Annotated in this window: 13 protein-coding genes; 4 read left to right on the top strand and 9 right to left on the bottom strand. The window is 72.3% G+C overall.

Annotated elements, in window-relative coordinates:
* Positions 1 to 10: 10 nt before the first annotated feature.
* Positions 11 to 370, bottom strand: coding sequence for an STAS domain-containing protein (locus AC0VYN_RS16450; RefSeq protein ID WP_475536655.1), 360 nt, complete (start codon positions 368 to 370; stop codon positions 11 to 13).
* Positions 367 to 1683, bottom strand: a complete 1317-nt coding sequence (locus tag AC0VYN_RS16445; RefSeq protein WP_475536654.1) for a PP2C family protein-serine/threonine phosphatase — start codon at positions 1681 to 1683, stop codon at positions 367 to 369. The genes AC0VYN_RS16450 and AC0VYN_RS16445 overlap by 4 nt, the downstream gene beginning before the upstream one ends.
* A 265-nt stretch (positions 1684 to 1948) precedes the next feature.
* Between AC0VYN_RS16445 and AC0VYN_RS16440 the strand changes: the two genes are divergently transcribed.
* The 4 genes from AC0VYN_RS16440 to AC0VYN_RS16425 all read left to right on the top strand — a co-directional run bounded on the left by AC0VYN_RS16440 (position 1949) and on the right by AC0VYN_RS16425 (position 8336).
* Positions 1949 to 6106 (top strand): SpoIIE family protein phosphatase, encoded by a 4158-nt coding sequence (locus AC0VYN_RS16440; RefSeq protein WP_475536653.1) that lies wholly within the window; start codon positions 1949 to 1951, stop codon positions 6104 to 6106.
* Positions 6106 to 6402, top strand: coding sequence for an STAS domain-containing protein (locus AC0VYN_RS16435; RefSeq protein ID WP_475536652.1), 297 nt, complete (start codon positions 6106 to 6108; stop codon positions 6400 to 6402). Before AC0VYN_RS16440 ends, AC0VYN_RS16435 begins: the two co-directional genes overlap by 1 nt.
* A gap of 179 nt (positions 6403 to 6581) precedes the next feature.
* Positions 6582 to 7031 carry a VOC family protein gene (locus AC0VYN_RS16430; RefSeq protein ID WP_475536651.1) on the top strand — a complete coding sequence of 150 codons (450 nt, stop codon included), beginning with the start codon at positions 6582 to 6584 and terminating at the stop codon, positions 7029 to 7031.
* Between the two features lie 66 nt (positions 7032 to 7097).
* A complete protein-coding gene (locus tag AC0VYN_RS16425; protein WP_475536650.1) occupies positions 7098 to 8336 on the top strand; it encodes an ATP-grasp domain-containing protein in 1239 nt (412 codons plus the stop codon).
* 39 nt (positions 8337 to 8375) lie between these two features.
* Here AC0VYN_RS16425 and AC0VYN_RS16420 read toward each other — a convergent pair whose 3' ends face one another.
* The 7 genes from AC0VYN_RS16420 to AC0VYN_RS16390 form a co-directional block, all read right to left on the bottom strand.
* Positions 8376 to 9647, bottom strand: a complete 1272-nt coding sequence (locus tag AC0VYN_RS16420; RefSeq protein ID WP_385469740.1) for an MFS transporter — start codon at positions 9645 to 9647, stop codon at positions 8376 to 8378.
* 95 nt (positions 9648 to 9742) lie between these two features.
* Positions 9743 to 10996, bottom strand: coding sequence for an ATP-grasp domain-containing protein (locus AC0VYN_RS16415; RefSeq protein ID WP_475536649.1), 1254 nt, complete (start codon positions 10994 to 10996; stop codon positions 9743 to 9745).
* Positions 10989 to 12251 (bottom strand): ATP-grasp domain-containing protein, encoded by a 1263-nt coding sequence (locus tag AC0VYN_RS16410; protein ID WP_475536648.1) that lies wholly within the window; start codon positions 12249 to 12251, stop codon positions 10989 to 10991. Before AC0VYN_RS16410 ends, AC0VYN_RS16415 begins: the two co-directional genes overlap by 8 nt.
* A complete protein-coding gene (locus AC0VYN_RS16405; protein WP_475536647.1) occupies positions 12248 to 13528 on the bottom strand; it encodes an aminotransferase family protein in 1281 nt (426 codons plus the stop codon). The genes AC0VYN_RS16410 and AC0VYN_RS16405 overlap by 4 nt, the downstream gene beginning before the upstream one ends.
* On the bottom strand, positions 13522 to 15072 hold the full coding sequence (locus AC0VYN_RS16400; RefSeq protein WP_475536646.1) for an amino acid adenylation domain-containing protein: 1551 nt from the start codon (positions 15070 to 15072) through the stop codon (positions 13522 to 13524). The genes AC0VYN_RS16405 and AC0VYN_RS16400 overlap by 7 nt, the downstream gene beginning before the upstream one ends.
* A complete protein-coding gene (locus tag AC0VYN_RS16395) occupies positions 15065 to 16243 on the bottom strand; it encodes an acyl-CoA dehydrogenase family protein (RefSeq protein WP_475536645.1) in 1179 nt (392 codons plus the stop codon). Before AC0VYN_RS16395 ends, AC0VYN_RS16400 begins: the two co-directional genes overlap by 8 nt.
* Positions 16240 to 16506 carry a hypothetical protein gene (locus tag AC0VYN_RS16390; protein ID WP_385469024.1) on the bottom strand — a complete coding sequence of 89 codons (267 nt, stop codon included), beginning with the start codon at positions 16504 to 16506 and terminating at the stop codon, positions 16240 to 16242. The genes AC0VYN_RS16395 and AC0VYN_RS16390 overlap by 4 nt, the downstream gene beginning before the upstream one ends.
* Between the last annotated feature and the right edge of the window lie 2 nt (positions 16507 to 16508).

Genomic DNA, 16508 nt, shown 5'->3' with positions numbered 1-16508 from the left:
GGCCGTCCGGTCACTTGCGCAGGGCCTCGACGGCCGCCTCCGTACTGGGGTGGAAGGTGAAGACCTGGTCGAGTCCGACGACGGAGAACACGCGCATCTGGTCGGGGTTCACGCCGGCCAGGCTCAGCGGGGATCCGGTGGCCTGCGACCTCTGGTAGGCGCCGATGAGCACGGTGATGCCCGTGGAGTCGCAGTAGGTCAGCCCGGACAGGTCGATGATCACGCCGTTGTCGTCGAACTCGGCTTCGGCGACCGCCTGGGACAGACGGTGGGAGGTGTGGTGATCCAGCTCACCGGCGACTTCCAGGACGAAAGGGCCCGAGGAGGTCCGGCGCGGGGTGACTGTCAGCAGGTGTTCGGACTCGATCACCGATTCTCCTGAGTGCTGTACATGGAACGTGCGGGTACGGACAGGGCGAGCACGGCGGTGTCGTCGCTGACGCCGTCGCCGAGTCGCCGTAAGAGGGCTTCGACGGACTGCAGCAGTTCACCCGCCGTGCGCGGGGCCGTGGCGGTCAGATGCCGGGTCAGGCCCTCCTCGTCGAGCATGGTGCCGTCGGCGGTGCGCGCCTCGGTGAGGCCGTCGGTGTACAGCAGAAGGCTCTCACCCGGATCCAGCCGTGTGGTGGTCTGCACGAACTGGGGGTTCGGCAGCATGCCCACGAGCTGGCCGCCCATCGTGGAGATCGGTTCCACCGTGCCGTTCGCGCGGACGGCCAGGGCGGAAGGGTGCCCGCCACCGGCCAGGGTAACCGCGCAGCAGCCGTCCGGCAGGAGCTTCAGGACGCCGAAGGCCGCCGTGCAGTAGCGGGGGTCGCTGCCCTGGTACTCCCCCTTGAGGACGGCGTCCAGGTTGGCCAGCGCGGCGCACGGGTCCGGGTCGTAGATGGCGGCGGCGCGCAGGGTGTAGCGGGTCAGCGAGGTCAGCGCCGCGGCATCCGCGCCCTTGCCGCACACGTCGCCGAGGAAGAAGCCCCACCGGCCGTCGTCCAGGGGGAAGAGGTCGTAGAAGTCTCCGCCCACCTCGTCCGGGGAGGCCGTGTGGTAGGCGGCCGCGGTCTCCAGACCGGGTACGTCGGGCAGGGCGGGCGGGAGCAGGGTGCGCTGCAGGGCCCGGGCGAGGCGTTCCGCCTCGGCGCGCCGCTCCCGTTCGGCCGCGACGGTCCGGATCGCCGACAGCCGCAGTTCGAGCTCGTCCATGACCAGGGCGGCCAGATCCTGCAGGGCCTCGAGCTGGTCGTCGGTGGGTTCGCGCGGACGGGTGTCCAGGACGTTGACGGCGCCGAGGCGCTGACCGTCGGCCGTGGTGATCGGTGCGGCGGCGTAGAAGCGGACGCCGGGCTCACCCTGGACGAGGGGGTGGACGAGGGCGCGGGCGTCGGTGACGGCGTCCGTCACCACGTAGGGCTCGCCGTGGAGGATGGCGGAGGCGCACAGGCCCGGTTCGCGGTGGATTTCGGTCACGCCGTCGAGGCCGTGGGCGGCTTTGAACCACACCCGGTCGGTGTCGACGATCGCCACCGTGGCCATGGGCACGTCGAAAAGGCGTGCGGCCAGGGACGCGATCCGGTCGAAGGCGCCGTCGGGCGGTGTGTCCAGGATCTGGTAGCGGCGTACGGCGGCCAGCCGCGCCTCCTCGGCGACCGGTTCCGCCGAGGCAGCCTGCACGGGGCTCGCCGTCATCGTCTCCCCTGCTTCATCGTTCTCACGCTCGTAGTCGCCTCCCGGGCGCTGGGGGCCCGGGTGACTGGCTTATCCTACGAAGTCGTCACAAGTGGCGGGCAGTCCCCCCGGCCTCCCCCGCACGCGACGTGACAGTGGCAGTGGTGTTCGAAGCTCGTGCGGTGTCCCCGGACGGCGGTGGGCATGCGGAGGGTGCGGCGGAGTCGCCAGACGGTCGGGCCGGCCTGCGCGGCCCTCCGGGACGGCTTGAGTGAAGGGGTGTCCAGTGAGGCGTTCGGAAGACGCTGCGCACGAGTCCGTGACAGCGCCCCGCGCAGACGTGTTCACTGCCGACCCGGAGGTCGGCCCGGACCTCGCCCGGGTGGACTGGTCCACGACGCCCCTGGGCCCACCGGAGCAGTGGCCGCAGAGTCTGCGGACCGCGGTGAGCATCCTGCTGTCGTCGCGGTTCTCGATGTGGATGGCGTGGGGACCGGAGCTGACGTTCTTCTGCAACGCGGCTTACCGGCGCGACACGCTGGGCGCCAAGTACCCCCGGGCCCTGGGCCGGCCGGCCGGTGAGGTGTGGGCGGAGATCTGGGGCGACATCGGCCCGCGCATCGACACGGTGATGCGCACGGGCGAGGCGACCTGGGACGAGGGTCTGCTGCTGTTCCTGGAACGGTCCGGTTACACGGAGGAGAGCTACCACACCTTCTCCTACAGCCCGCTGCGCGACGACGACGGCACCGTGGTGGGCATGCTCTGCGTGGTCAGCGAGGACACCGACCGCGTCATCGGCGAGCGCAGGATGGGGACCCTGCGGGACCTCGGATCGGATCCGAGCGTGGTCCGCACCGAGCAGGAGTGGCTCGCCTTCGCCAACCAGCAGCTGTCTCGGAACCGGCGTGACCTGCCCTTCACCCTGACGTATCTGCTGGACGGCGACGGCGCCGCCCGCCTGGCGGACGTCACCGGCCTGGACAGGGGCCACCCCGCCGCACCCGAGGTCCTGCCGGCCGACGGCTCCGGCGTGTGGCCCGTCCCGTCACTGGCACACGGCGGGTCCGTGCTGGTACCGCTCGACGGCGCCCCGTTCGCCGGCCTCCCTGCCGGCGACTGGCGGCAGCCGCCCGCGCAGGCGCTGGTGCTGCCCCTGCTGCAGCAGGGCGGCTCCTCCTACGGATTCCTGGTGGCCGGCCTGAACCGCTTCCGGGCCCTGGACGAGTCCTACCGGGGATTCGCCGAGCTGGTCGCGGGGCACATGGCGGCCGGGATCTCCAGCGCCCGCAGCTACGAGGCCCAGCAGCGGCGGGCCGAGGAGCTCGCGGAGCTGGACCGCGCCAAGACCGCCTTCTTCTCCAACATCAGTCACGAGTTCCGCACCCCCCTCACCTTGATCATGGGACCGGTGGAGGAACTGCGCGGCCGCCTGGCGGACGCCGATGCCCACGTGCGGGAGGAGCTGGAGGTCGTCCACCGCAACGGCCTGCGCCTGGGCAAGCTGGTCAACTCCCTGCTGGACTTCTCCCGCATCGAGGCCGGCCGGATGCAGGCCCGTTTCGAGCCGACCGACCTGGCCATGGTCACCGCCGACCTGGCCAGCGTGTTCCGCTCCGCCATCGACAAGGCCAGGCTGGACTTCCGGATCGACTGTGCCCGGCTCCCCGAGCCGGTGTACATCGACCGCGGCATGTGGGAGAAGGTGGTCCTCAACCTGCTGAGCAACGCGCTGAAGTTCACCTTCGACGGCTCGATCCGCGTCACTGTGAGCGCCGAGGACACGCACGCCGTGGTGACCGTCGACGACACCGGCATCGGGGTACCCGCCCAGGAGATGCCGCGACTGTTCGAGAGGTTCCACCGGATCGAGAACGCCCGCTCCCGCTCCAACGAGGGCAGCGGCATCGGGCTGGCCCTGGTCAAGGAGCTGGTGGGGCTGCACGGCGGCACCATCACCGCGGAGAGCACCGAGGGCAGGGGCACCTGCTTCACCGTGCGCCTGCCGTTCGGCTCGGCCCACCTGCCCTCCACCGCCCTGGTGCCGGCCGAGGACAGCCGCGCGGTCGCGTCCGCCGACCCCTATGTGCAGGAGGCGCTGCGCTGGCTGCCGGACGACGTCACGGCGGAGGCACGCACCGCGGTGACGGCGGCCGACCCGGCCGGCTACGCCACGGCCCCGGCCGTCACGGCACGCATCCTCGTCGCCGACGACAACGCCGACATGCGCGAGTACCTCACGCGGCTGCTCGACAGCGCCGGGTACCAGGTGCGCACGGCCGACGACGGCATGTCGGCACTGCAGGCCGTCCGCGCCGACGCTCCCGACCTGGTGATCAGCGACGTCATGATGCCCGGCCTTGACGGCCTCGGCCTCGTGGCGGCCTTGCGCACCGATCCGCGCACCGCGTCGGTGCCGGTCGTGCTGCTGTCCGCGCGGGCCGGGCAGGAGGCGTCCATCGAGGGACTCCAGGCCGGCGCCGACGACTATCTCGTCAAGCCGTTCGCCGCGGTCGAACTCCTCGCCCGGGTGCGGGCCAACGTGGAACTGGCGCGACTGCGCAACCACCAGGCGCGCTGGCGCAAGGCGCTGGTGGACTCCCTGCAGGAGGCCTTCTTCGTCTGTGACGAGGACGGCGCCGTCGTCGAGATCAACACGGCCTTCACCGACATCCTCGGCTACGACCCCGACGGTCTCCCCTATCAGCCGGTCCATCCCTGGTGGCCGGACGCCGAGACCGACCCCGACGGGTACCGCGAGGTCGACGACGCCTTCGCGCAGGTGCTGAACGATCCCAAGGGCTCCTACACGATTCCCGTGACGCACCGGGACGGACACCGGCTGTGGGTGACGGCGACCTTCAACCAGGCCCAGGACCCGGACACCGGACACCGGGTGACCGTCGGGACCTTCCGCGACGTCACCGCCGAGCACTACGCGGTCCAGCGCAAGAGCGCCCAGGCCGCCCTGAGCATGCGGCTGACCCAGGCGACCAGCCTGCCTGAGGCCCTCGCCGGCGCCCTGGCGGAGCTGAAGAACCTGTGGCGTGCCGAGTGCGTGCTGGCCGCTGTCGCGAGCACCGGCCAGGAGATGTCGCTGACGGCGACCGACGTGGATCTGCGCTGGCAGGACCTGACCGCCGAGCGCCGGGAGCAGCTCACGGCCTGGCTGGACCAGCCCCTGCTGACGCCGGTGGACGACTCCACCGGGGCGGGCATCACCGTGAGCCACCCCGAGGGGACCATGGTGCTGTGGATCGACCTCGGTGACCACCGTCCCTTCACGGGCGAGGACCAGTTGCTGTTGTCCCTCCTCGCCGGGCAGCTGGCCCAGGGGCTGTCCCGCGCGCACCAGATCGACCAGCAGCGCGAGACGGCCCTCGCCCTGCAGCGTTCCATCCTCGGTCCGGCCAACCTCCCCGACGGCTTCGCCGTACGCTACGAACCCGCCACCCGCCCCCTGGAGGTCGGCGGCGACTGGTACGACACCGTCCGGCTCCAGGACGGCCGCATCGGCATCGTCGTCGGTGACTGCGTCGGACGCGGTCTTGAGGCCGCCACCGTCATGGGCCAGCTGCGCAGCGCCTGCCGCGCCCTGCTGCTCCAGGACTCCAGTCCCGCCCAGACACTGATGGCCCTGGACCACTTCGCCGCCGGCATCCCGGGCGCCATGTGCACGACCGTGTTCTGCGGCGTCCTCGACCCGGACACCGGCAGGCTCACCTATTCCAGTGCCGGCCACCCGCCGGGCATCCTCACCCACCCGGACGGGACCACCGTCCTCCTGAACAAGGCACGTTCGGTTCCGCTGGCGGTGCGCCCCGGCAAGGACCGGCCCGAAGGCACCTGCATCGTGCCGGCCCGCGCCACGCTCCTGCTGTACACCGACGGCCTGGTGGAACGCCGGCGCCGCCCGCTGACGGTCGGGATAGACGAGGCCGGCGAAGCGGTCCAGGCCGGCCGCGACGCCGCGGTCGACGACCTCGCCAACCAGGTCATGACCCGGCTGGCGCCTGCCGACGGCTACGACGACGACGTGGCTCTCCTGCTGTACCGGCACCCGGCACCGCTGGACGTGGCCTTCCCCGCGGAGTCCTCGCAGCTGGCACCCGTCCGCAAGGCTCTGCGCAACTGGCTCGACCAGTGCGAACTCCCCCCGCACACCGTCCAGAACGTACTGGTGGCGGCGGGGGAAGCCTGTGCCAACGCCATCGAGCACGGCCACCGGGACGCCCCCGGTGAAACTGTCCGGCTGCGCGCCGAGGCACTGGTCGACGACCTGCGTCTCACCGTCGCCGACACCGGCCGCTGGAAGACGCCCCAGCCCGAGGCGAACACCCACCGTGGTCGTGGCGTGGCGCTGATGCGGGCGCTGATGCACCGGGTCACCATCACCTCCGGCACCGCCGGCACCACCGTCGACATGCACACGAGGATCGCCTGATGAGCACGCTCCTGACCCTGACTCCCAGTCGACGGCCCGATGGTGTCAACCAGTTGACAGCTGTCGGCGAGATCGACATGAGCAACACCGACACGCTCGCCGCGGCGATCGAGACGACCGAGGGACCTCTGGTCATCGATCTGACCGAGGTCGAGTACCTCGACAGCGCCGGTCTGAGCGTGCTCTTCCGGCACGTCGACCGCATCGAGCTCATCGTCACCCCGCTCCTGGCACCGGTCCTGGAGGTGTCGGGGCTCGCCGACCTGACCACCGTCCACGGTCTGGGCAGCGCCTGACCGCACCGGCAGGGCCCGCGGTCGCCCTCGGGGGACGGCACGGCGGCACACCGTGTCCGTTGCCCGCAGGGCGACTTGAACACCGGGGCCGCCGTGCCGCCGTGGACGGCGGGGGCATTCGTTCCCCCGAGTGGGCCAGTGGACCGTTCGAGCGGAGCCGGGTCGGGCACCTGGTCTGCATGACCGATGACGCAAGCCGCATCCGGCTGGTGCAGACCGTGCTCGACAGCACCGATGCCCGCAAGCTCGCCGAGTTCTACCGGTCCCTGCTGGGACTCGACTACGCCGAGGGGGACGAGCCGCCGCCGGCCGGGCAGCCGGACGAGCACGGCAGGGACTGGCTCGTGCTGCGCAACGCCGACGGCGGACCGCAGCTCGCCTTCCAGCAGGTGTCGCGCCTGCGCGAACCGGACTGGCCGGACGGCCCGGTGCCCCAGCAGATGCACCTCGACCTGAGCGTCGGCTCACTGGAGGAGCTGCGGAACCAGCACGAGCGCGTGCTCACCCTCGGCGGCAGTCTGCTCAGCAACCGGGACCGGCCGGATCCGGACGACGACGAGCGCTTCCGTGTCTACCGGGACCCGGAGGGCCACCCGTTCTGCATCTTCGTCGCGGAACGCGACGAGTAGGCCGGGACCCGGCCGGCAGGGGCGCCGCCGGGGACTCCCCCGGCGGCGCAAGGGTAGTCGGTGCCCATGGAGATGGGACACCTGCTGGTGATCACGCCTGGCATCCGCGCGTACCGCGAGTACCTTCTGCAGTCGATCAGCCGCGACTTCCGCGTCCACCTGGTGCTGACCGAGCCCCCGACCTGGGAACTCGCGTACACGGCCGGCCACACCCTGGTGGCCGACCTCGCCGATGTCGACGGTCTGGTGAAGGTCGCGCGGACCGTGGCCGCCGAACGGCGGCTGGACGGCGTCATCTGCTGGGACGAGACCTGGATCGAGCAGACCGCGCAGGTGGCCGCCGCCCTCGGACTGCCTGGAGGGGACCGGCGGTGCGTCGAGCGCTGCCGGGACAAGCACCGCACCCGCGCGGCCCTCGACGCCGGCCGCGTCCCCCAGCCGCGCTCGGTCCTCGTCTCCGGCCGCGAGGAGGCCCTCACGGTGGCCGGTGACATCGGCTATCCGGTCGTCCTCAAGCCACGGGCCCTGGCCGGGAGTTTCGGCGTGGTGCGGGCCGACTCCCCGGCCGGCCTCGCGGACGCCGTCGAGTTCACGGGCGCGAGCGGCGCGTCGGCGCCCGACCTTCCGACGCACGAGCGCAACATCCTGGTCGAGGAGTTCGCCCGTGGGCCGGAGATCAGCGTCGACAGCGTCGTCCATCGCGGCACGGTGACCCCCGTCTGCCTCGCCCGCAAGGAGGTCGGCTTCGCGCCCTACTTCGAGGAGACCGGCCACGTCGTCGACCCCGACGACCCGCTGTGGTCCGACGGGACACTGGCGGACGTGGTCGTGCGCACCCACGCCGCGCTGGACTTCACCGACGGTGTGACCCACACGGAGATCAGGCTGACTCCGGACGGGCCGAAGGTCATCGAGGTCAACGCCCGGATCGGCGGGGGCATGATCCCCCTGCTGAACCTGATGGGCGGCGGCCCCGACCTCGCGCTCGCGGCCGCCGACGTCGCGTGCGGCAGACCGCCCAGGCTGCACGCGACCGCCGGACACCGCCAGGTCGCCGCCATCCGCTTCTACTACCCGCCCGAGGACGACACCGCCATCGCGGACGTCCGCTTCGAGCAGCGGGAACTGCCGGAGCAGGTGGTGCGCTGCGGCCCGCTGGCGGCGCCGGGAGAGGTCAGGTCGCCCCCGCCCCGCGGGCTGATGGACGGCCGGGTCGCCTATGCGATCGCCCTGGCGGCCGACGCGGACTCGTGCCGTGCCGCTCTGGACGGGGCGGGCCGGGCCCTGCGCGTGGACGTGGCCTGAGCGGGCGCGGCCCTGTGCCTGCCGCCGGACGGCGCCCGCTCAGGGCGTGCCGGCCGGCGTGGCGGCCCGGGCCTCCTCGGGAGGCTCGGGCCGGAGGCTGTCCAGGGTGCGGACCTTGCGCAGCGGGGAGAGGACCAGGAAGAGACTGGTGCTCAGCAGGCCCACTGTCCCCACCACCAGCGCACCGCGCAGCCCCAGTCGGGTGCCCAGCCAGCCACCGAGGAGCGAGCCGACCGGCTTCATGCCCAGGGCGACGAAGAGGTAGGCGGCGTTGGTGCGTCCCAGCAGCCGCTCCGGGGTGACGGTCTGCCGGATCGTCATGGTGTGCACGTTGCAGGCGGTGATGCCGAAGCCCTGCACGAAGAACGCGGCGGCGAACAGGGGGGCCGCCCACGTGCCGCGGTGTGCGACCGGCAGCAGCAGCGGTGCGAGGTCGCCGATCACCGCGGCGATCACCAAGGTGCGGCCCAGGCCGACCCGGTGGGCGAGACGGTCGGTGAACGCCGCGCCGAGCAGTGCGCCCACGGCACCGACGGACAGCATCAGGCCCAGCGTCCCCGGGCTCATGTCCAGTTCCTTCACGGCGAACAGGGTGAGGATCGTGAGGACGATCTGCCAGCACAGGTTGTAGCTGGCGGCCTCGCCGAGGGTGGCCCGCAGGTACGAGCTGGAGAAGGTGAAGCGAAAGCCCTCGGAGACCTGGGACCGCAATGGCGCGGGGTCGACCCGGACGGGCTTCTCGCGCTTGCGCACCGCGGAGACGCCCAGCGCGGAGGCGAGGTAGGAGACCGCGTCGACGAGCAGAGCGAACGGCGCCCCCACGAGCTGCACCAGTGCCCCGCCCAGCCCCGGGCCGCCGATCTCCGCCACCGACTCGCTCGCCGTGAGGCGGGAGTTGGCGCCGGTCAGATGTTCCGGCGGCACGATGGCCGGCAGGTAGGAGCGGTAGGCGATGGTGAAGAACACCCGCGCCGTTCCGGCCGCGCAGGCCAGCGCCAGCAGCCGGCCGAAGGTCAGCAGGTCCAGCGCCGCCAGCAGCGGGATGGCGCCGATCGACAGCGCCTGCCCCAGGCTGGAGAGGATCAGCACGCCCCGCCGCTGCCACCGGTCGACCAGGAGGCCCGCGGGCAGGCCGAGAATGACGTACGGGGCGAACGTCAGCGCGCCCAGCAGCCCCAGCTGTGCGGGGTTGGCGTCGAGGGTGAGAACCGCGGTCAGCGGCATGGCCAGCTGGTACACCTGGGTTCCGACCAGCGAGGCGGTCTCGCCGGCCCAGACGAAGTTGAAGTCCCTGCGCCAGCCTTCGGCCACGATGCTCCCTAGGTGTCGGTCTTGACGCCGGTACCGGTCGGTGCCGGCTGCCGCCGTCCCCGGGCGGACGGTCCGGGGACGGCGGCGGGACTGTCTCAGTGCCCCGGTTCCATGTCGTAGAAGCCGAAGCCGTCCAAATAGCACACGGTGGCGAAGTCCTGGAGCAGGACGGAGCGGTCCGGGTGGATCAGGCCCACCGTGACCGGTTCGCTCTCGTCGTCGATCGTGCGCACCAGGCGCTCGCCGGGCTTGAAGCGCTGGGTGACGCCCCGGCAGCTCTCCAGTTCCTCGATCAGGCCGATGTGTGGATAGCCGCGCAGGACGCCCTCGTACGGCGAGGCGAAGAAGGCCATCGCGCCGTGGTTGTCCTGGGCGTACGGGGCCTCGGTCTCGTCGAGGAACCGGTCCGGGGCGGCGTACGCCTGCACGGTCCGGTCGATCTGGGACTCGCCGGTCAGCAGGACGGCGTACCGGGCGACGTCCGCCCCGCACAGCCGGGCGCCCGCCTCGACCAGGCGCGGTCCCGCACCGGTGAGCATGACCTCCAGGTGCACCGGTCCCCAGAGGATGCCGAGGGCGTCGAGGACCCGGTAGGAGTACTCGGTGACGGCGTGCCAGTCCGCGTCGTCGCGCGGCACCGAGGTCATGCCGTTGATCCGGTCGCGCATCCCGTTGACCGTGATCTTCTGGTAGCGCCAGACGTCCGTGACGCGGTGCCGACCCCGACAGCTCACGGTGTTCACCACGAACTCCACGCCCCGCAGGTACTCCTGGGCGACCACGCCCTCGTTGGGGACGTCGAAGACGCTGTCCCGGGACATGATCCGGTGGTAGGCGGCGACGGACTCCTCGGGGGTGTCGCAGAACGACACCCCGTCGTTGCGGGCGCTGCGCACCGGCTTCACGACGATCCGGCCGCCCAGGGAGCGGTGCCACTCCTCCAGCCGGCCGGGCGAGTCGATGCGCTCCTGCCGGGTGGCGGGTACTCCGGCCGACCGGAGCGCCTCGATCTGGACGTACTTGTCGCGGCGCGCCTCGCTCAGTGCGGTGCCGTTGCCGGGCAGGCCGAGGGCCTCGTTGAGCCGGTCGGTGAACTCCACGCCCAGCTCGCTGCCCACGACGACGGCCTCCGGACCGAACTCCGCCAGTCGCTTGACCATGTGCTCGAAGGTCCCGTCGTGGACGAGGTTCTCCCGGTAGCCGGTGAGGTCCGCCGGTCCGTAGGAGGGCGGGACCCGCGGTGTGGACTGGACCCGGACGCAGTCGAGTCCGGCCTCGCGGAACGCCTGGCCCACCTTGTTGACGGCGCCGTACGGATCGACGAGGGCGATGGTGCGTCGGTTACCCATGCTCGGGTGTCTCCACTTCGTAGAAGCCGTACCCGTCGAGGTAGCAGACGGTCTGGAAGTCCTTCTCGACCGTCGCGGCCTCGGCGTGCGCCAGGCCGACGGTGAGTGGCTCGGTGCTGTCGTCGACCGTGCGGCGCAGCCACTGCCCCGGCGTGACCCGCGGCGTCATGCCCTGGTAGCTGTCGAGGCGTTCCACCTGGCCGAGCAGCGGGTACGAGGTCAGGCGGCCCTCCACCGGTGAGGCGAGGAACGCCATCGCGGCGTGCGCGTCCCTGCGGTAGGGGGCGTCGACGTCGGCGAGGAAGGCCGCCGGGTCCGTGTACGCCTGTACCGTGCGGTCGATCTGCGACTCGCCGGTGACGAGGACGGCGTAGCGGGCCACGTCCGAGCCGCAGAGCCGGGCCCCGACCTCCACCAGGCGGGGGCCGTCGGAGGTCAGGATGATCTCGAGGTGGGCGGGTCCGTGGGCGATGCCGAGGGCGTCGAGCACCGCGAAGGCGTAGTCCCGCAGCCGGCTCCAGCGCGGGTCCGGCGGCGGCAGCGAGACGATGCCGTTGATGCGGTCCCGGACCCCGTTGACGTCGATCTTGTGGTAGCGCCATGTGTCGGTGACGCGGTGGCGCCCGTCCCGGCTGACGGTGTTCACCACGAACTCCGTGCCGGTCAGGTACTCCTGCGCCACCACCGCTTCGTTGCGCAGGCCGAAGTCGTTGACGGCGCGGCGCACCCGTTCGTAGGCGGCGACGGACTCGCCCGGGCTGTCGCAGACGCTCACCCCGTCGTTGCGGGCGCTGCGGGTCGGTTTGACCACGACCCGCCCTCCGAGCCGCGCGTGCCACTCCGCGAGCCGGTCGGCGTCGGTGACGGTCAGCTGCCGTGCCGTGGGCAGGCCGGCCGCCGCGACGGTCCGGGTCTGGACGTCCTTGGCGCGCCGGGCGTGGCTGAGCGCGGTGCCGTTGCCCGGCAGTCCGGCCGACTCGCACAGGGCGTCGGCGAGTTCGACGCCCTGTTCGGCTCCGGCGATCACCGCGACCGGCCGGTAGGCGGCCAGCAGCGCGGCGGTGGCCTCGACGTCGCCGGTGTGGACGAGGTTGTCGACGTACAGGCCGAGGTCCAGTTCGCTGCGGTAGTGGCCGGGTATGTCGACGGTGCTCTGCACCCGCACGCAGTCGTGCCCGGCCGCGTCGAAGGCCTTGGCCAGCCGGGCCGCCGAGCCGAAGCCGTCGACGACCGCGACGGCGGGGCGCCCGGTCACGAGCCGTGCCCGGAGACCGTGCGCAGGGCGGTCGTCAGCCGCTCCACCAGTTCGCCGGCCTCCTCCTCGGCCAGCACGAGCGGGGGCATCAGGACCAGGGTGTTGTTGGTGCTGGTCAGCAGCAGGCCGGCGGCCTTGCAGGCGTTCCGTACCTCCGTCATCTCGCTCGCGCCGAGCCGGTTCTCGGCGCGGCGCAGTTCGACGCCGATCATCAGGCCTTCCCCGCGCACGTCGTGGATCAGCGGGATTTCCTCGGCGGCGGCGCGCAGTCGCCGGCGGATCGCGGCCCCGGTCGTCCGCACCCGCTCCAGCAGCGTGCCGTCGGCCAGTTCCTCGAGTACGGCCAGTCCGGCGGCCATGGCGGCGGGGTGGCCGTCGGCGGTGCAGCCGTGCGGGAAGACGTACTCGGGGCGGGAGAGTGCCTCGTCGAGGAGGGCGTCCGAGCAGACGAGCGCGGCCAGCGGGAAGTAGCCGGAGGTGATGCCCTTGCCCAGCACCAGCATGTCGGGCAGGACCCCCTGGGAAGCCATGACCGACATCGCGCCCGTGCGGCCGAATCCCGTGGTGACCTCGTCGGCGATGAGATGAATGCCGTGCCGGTCGCACAGTTCACGGACCCGGGCGAGGGCCCCCTCGGGGGCGGGCAGGACGTCGGTTCCCATGATCGGCTCCAGGATCATGGCGGTGATGTTCTCCGGTCCGCGCCGCTCCACGGCCCGTTCGAGGGCCTGGAGGTCCCAGGGCCTGATGTGGTGCACCTCGGGGGCGAGCGGAGCCTGCAGCGCGTGCATCTGCCGCTCGCCGGTCAGCGCCCCGGCCAGGCCCCCGGTGCCGTGGTAGCCGTTGGTGAAGGCGAGGACCTTGACCCGCTGCGTCTCGCCGCGGACCTTGCGCACGAAGCGGGACAGCAGCACCGCGGCGCTGGTCATCTGGGAACCTGTGCTGCCGAAGCGGACGTGGTTGAGGGGGTCTGGCAGGGTGGCGACCACCCGGCGGGCGTAGCGCAGGGAGATGTCGGCGGGCTCCTCGTAGCGGATGACCTGGGCCACCGGCAGCCGGCGGAGCTGCTCGGTGACGGCGTCCACGATCCGTTCGCAGCTGTAGCCGAGGGTCGTGTTCCACATCGCCGCCCGGGCGTCGAGGTACCAGGTGCCGGTGGCGTCCTGGAGGCGGCAGCCCTTGCCGTGCACGACGGCGGTGGCGTCGAAGCCGCCGTCCCGGACGGTCCGCGGTGTGAGGGAGTTGTGCCAGAGTGCGTCGTGGTCGTTCCTCAGCATGCCAGCGTCTCCAGCTTCTTGCGGTCGAGCTTGCCGTTGTCGTTGAGCGGGAAGCGCTCCACCCGCAGGAACCGGCCGGGGACCATGTAGGCCGGCAGCCGGCCCGCCACCCATCCGGCCAGTTCGGGCACCGGCACCGGGGCCCCCGTGTACAGGGCCCTGAGGTCGGTGCCGTCGAAGAGGACGGCGGCGTCCTCCACCCCGGGATGACTGCCGAGGGCCGCCTCGACCTCGCCCAGCTCCACGCGGTAGCCGTGGACCTGGACCTGGGCGTCCAGACGGCCGAGGTGGGTCAGCACCCCGTCCTCCTCCACGACCCGGTCGCCGGTGCGGTACCAGAGCCTCCGCGCCGGGGCGTCGTGCGTGTCGTGGACGCGGGCGCTGCCACCGGGCTCCCAGTCGAGGAAGCGGCCGGCGTTGTTCCCGCGGTCCAGGTAGCCCGCGAAGCGCTGGACGCCGCGTACGCACAGCTCGCCCTCGGCCGCCGGGTTGCCCGAGCCGTCCAGCACGACGTGCTCCAGGTGCGGCAGGCAGTGGCCGATGGGGACGGAGGCGTTGCGGGTGGTCGGCCAGTCGGCGGGGTCGGCCGGCAGCCGGTGGGCGGTGCAGGTGACGGTCAGTTCGGTGGGGCCGTACAGGTTCTCGATGACGGCGTGCGGCGCGGCCCGGTGCCAGGCGGCCGCCTGCTTGAGCGTCAGCTGCTCCCCGGCGAACAGACCCCACCGCAGGTCGGGGAGGCATCCGGCGGGCAGCCTGCGCATGCGTGCGGCCAGGGAGACCACCGACGGAACGGAGAACCAGTGCGTGAGCCGGTGGGCCAGGGCGAAGCCGGCGGGGTCGGCGAGGTCCTCCCGCTGGGGCACGACCAGGGTGGCGCCACCGGCCCAGGTGACGAACATGTCGAACACGGACGGGTCGAAGGTGAGGTCGAAGGTCTGGCTCAGCCGGTCGCCCGGCCCGACCTCGTAGCGCTCCACCTGGTGGGCGACGTACGGCAGGACGTTGCGGTGCGCGATGGGCAGGCCCTTGGGGACACCGGTCGAGCCGGACGTGAAGAGGATGTAGGCGGGGGCCTCCTCGCCGGCGGGCGGCGACGCCGCAGGGCCGCCCGTGCCGGCGGTGTTCCCACTGGTCGTCGGCGTCGGTGCGAGGTGCCCCGACGGCGTACCGTCCGCCGTCGCCAGGGCGAGCGGTACTCCGCTCTCGCGCATCAGGTCCTGGAGCGCGGTGTCGGTGAGCGTGCTCCACAGGCCGGCCCGGGCGGCGATCGCCGCGTTGCGCTGGGCGGGGAAGACCGGGTTGAGCGGGACGACCGTCGCCCCGGCGCGCAGGACGGCCAGGTATCCGGCGTACGCCAGGGGCGAGCGGGAGGCCAGCAGCCCGATCCTCGCTCCCGGCGGGACGGGGCCCAGGTGGGCCGCGAGGCGCTCGGCGGTCCGGGACAGCTGCCGGTAGGTGAGGATGGCGCCGGCCACGCACAGGGCGGGCCGGTCCGGGTGCCGGCGTGCGCTCCCGGAGAACAGGTCGAACAGCGAGTCAGACATGGCGGACCTCCCGGTCCATGAGGGTCAGCACTCCGTCCGCCGCGTGCAGGCGGTCGTTGCTGTAGTTCAGCGGGGCGGACCGAAGGTCGCGCAGTGTCCGCTCGAGGCCGGTCGGCGAGTCGCGCAGGTACCCGTGGCGCATGCCCATCAGGTCCGTCAGCTCGTCGGCCGCCGCCGGGCACAGCTCGGACGCGGTCAGTTTCACCGCGTTGACGAGGAGTTGCACCGGTGTGCTGGTGGTGTCCTCCGCGGAGGCGAGGACCGAGGCGGCGTGCGTGGTCAGCGCGTGGACGGTGTCCAGCCGCTGACGGACCCGCGAGAGGCGGGCGAGCAGCAGGGGCGAGTCCAGGTCGCGGCGATGGCGCTCGGCGCGCAGCAGGGTCACGACGCGTTGGAGCGCGCCGTCGGCGGCGCCCTGCCAGCACGCCGCCCAGCCCAGGTGGGCCAGTGGCGCGAAGGTGCGCACCGCGATGTCCCGGAACGCCCCGTGCTCACCGACGACCTGGTCCCGGGGGATCTCACCGGTCAGGTGCAGGGGCGCGCTGTGGGTCGCGCGCATGCCCATCGGGTTCCAGTCGCCCCGTACGGTGACGGTGAGCTGGTCGCGCTCGGCGTAGACCAGCGACAGCTGGGACGGGGACGTGGCGTCGGGGGCCAGGGCGGTGATGAGGAACCCGTCGGCGTGGCTGCCTCCGGTCACCACGGGGGCGAAGCGGTCGACGTGGACGGAGTCGCCGTCGGCCGTCAGCGTCGACCCGGAGGACAGCAGATGCCCGCCGGTGGCGGCCTCGGTGGTCACCGAGGCCAGGTAGAGCTCGCCGCGGACGATACGGGGCAGCAGCCGCTCCCGCAGGCTGCCACCGTCCCGGACGACGGCGGCGACCTGCTGGCAGTGCATCGTGAAGATCATGCCGACCGACATGCAGGTACGGGACAGCCGGCTGCTGACGGCCAGCAGTTCGTCCATGCCGCCGCCGGGCCCGCCGTCCTCCGCGGGCACCAGGAGCCCGAGGAGACCGGTGCGGCGCATGGCCTCCAGCGCCTCGACGGGGAAGCGCGCCTCGCGGTCGCAGGCCTCGGCGTGCCGGGCGGCCTCCGCCTCGACCTCGGACACCGCTCGTTCGAGATCGGCTGGCCGCCACGCCGTGCGGGGCAGGTCGGTGACGGTCATCCGGGCACCCCGCTCGCGCGCAGTGTCCGCTCGAAGAGGGCGATGAGCGTGTCCAGGCGGCTCAGGTTGTCCGGGGTGAGTTCGCTCGCCTCGACCTCGGTGTCGAGTTCTTCCTCCACCCGCTCGACGATCTCCACGATGCGGAAGGAGCTGAAGGTGGGCAGGTCGGTCAGCGCGCCGGTGGTGTGCAGGTCGGCCTGGCCGACGCCGAGGACCTCGGCGGTGATGCCGGTGACGACCGCGCGGACGTCGGGTGTCTCCATGA

The sequence above is a fragment of the Streptomyces sp. 63XJN7_1_ISO-PGPR-S23-121 genome (assembly GCF_056173025.1).
Note: the sequence above shows the minus strand (reverse complement) of the source record. Positions and strands in the feature narration are given on the sequence as shown.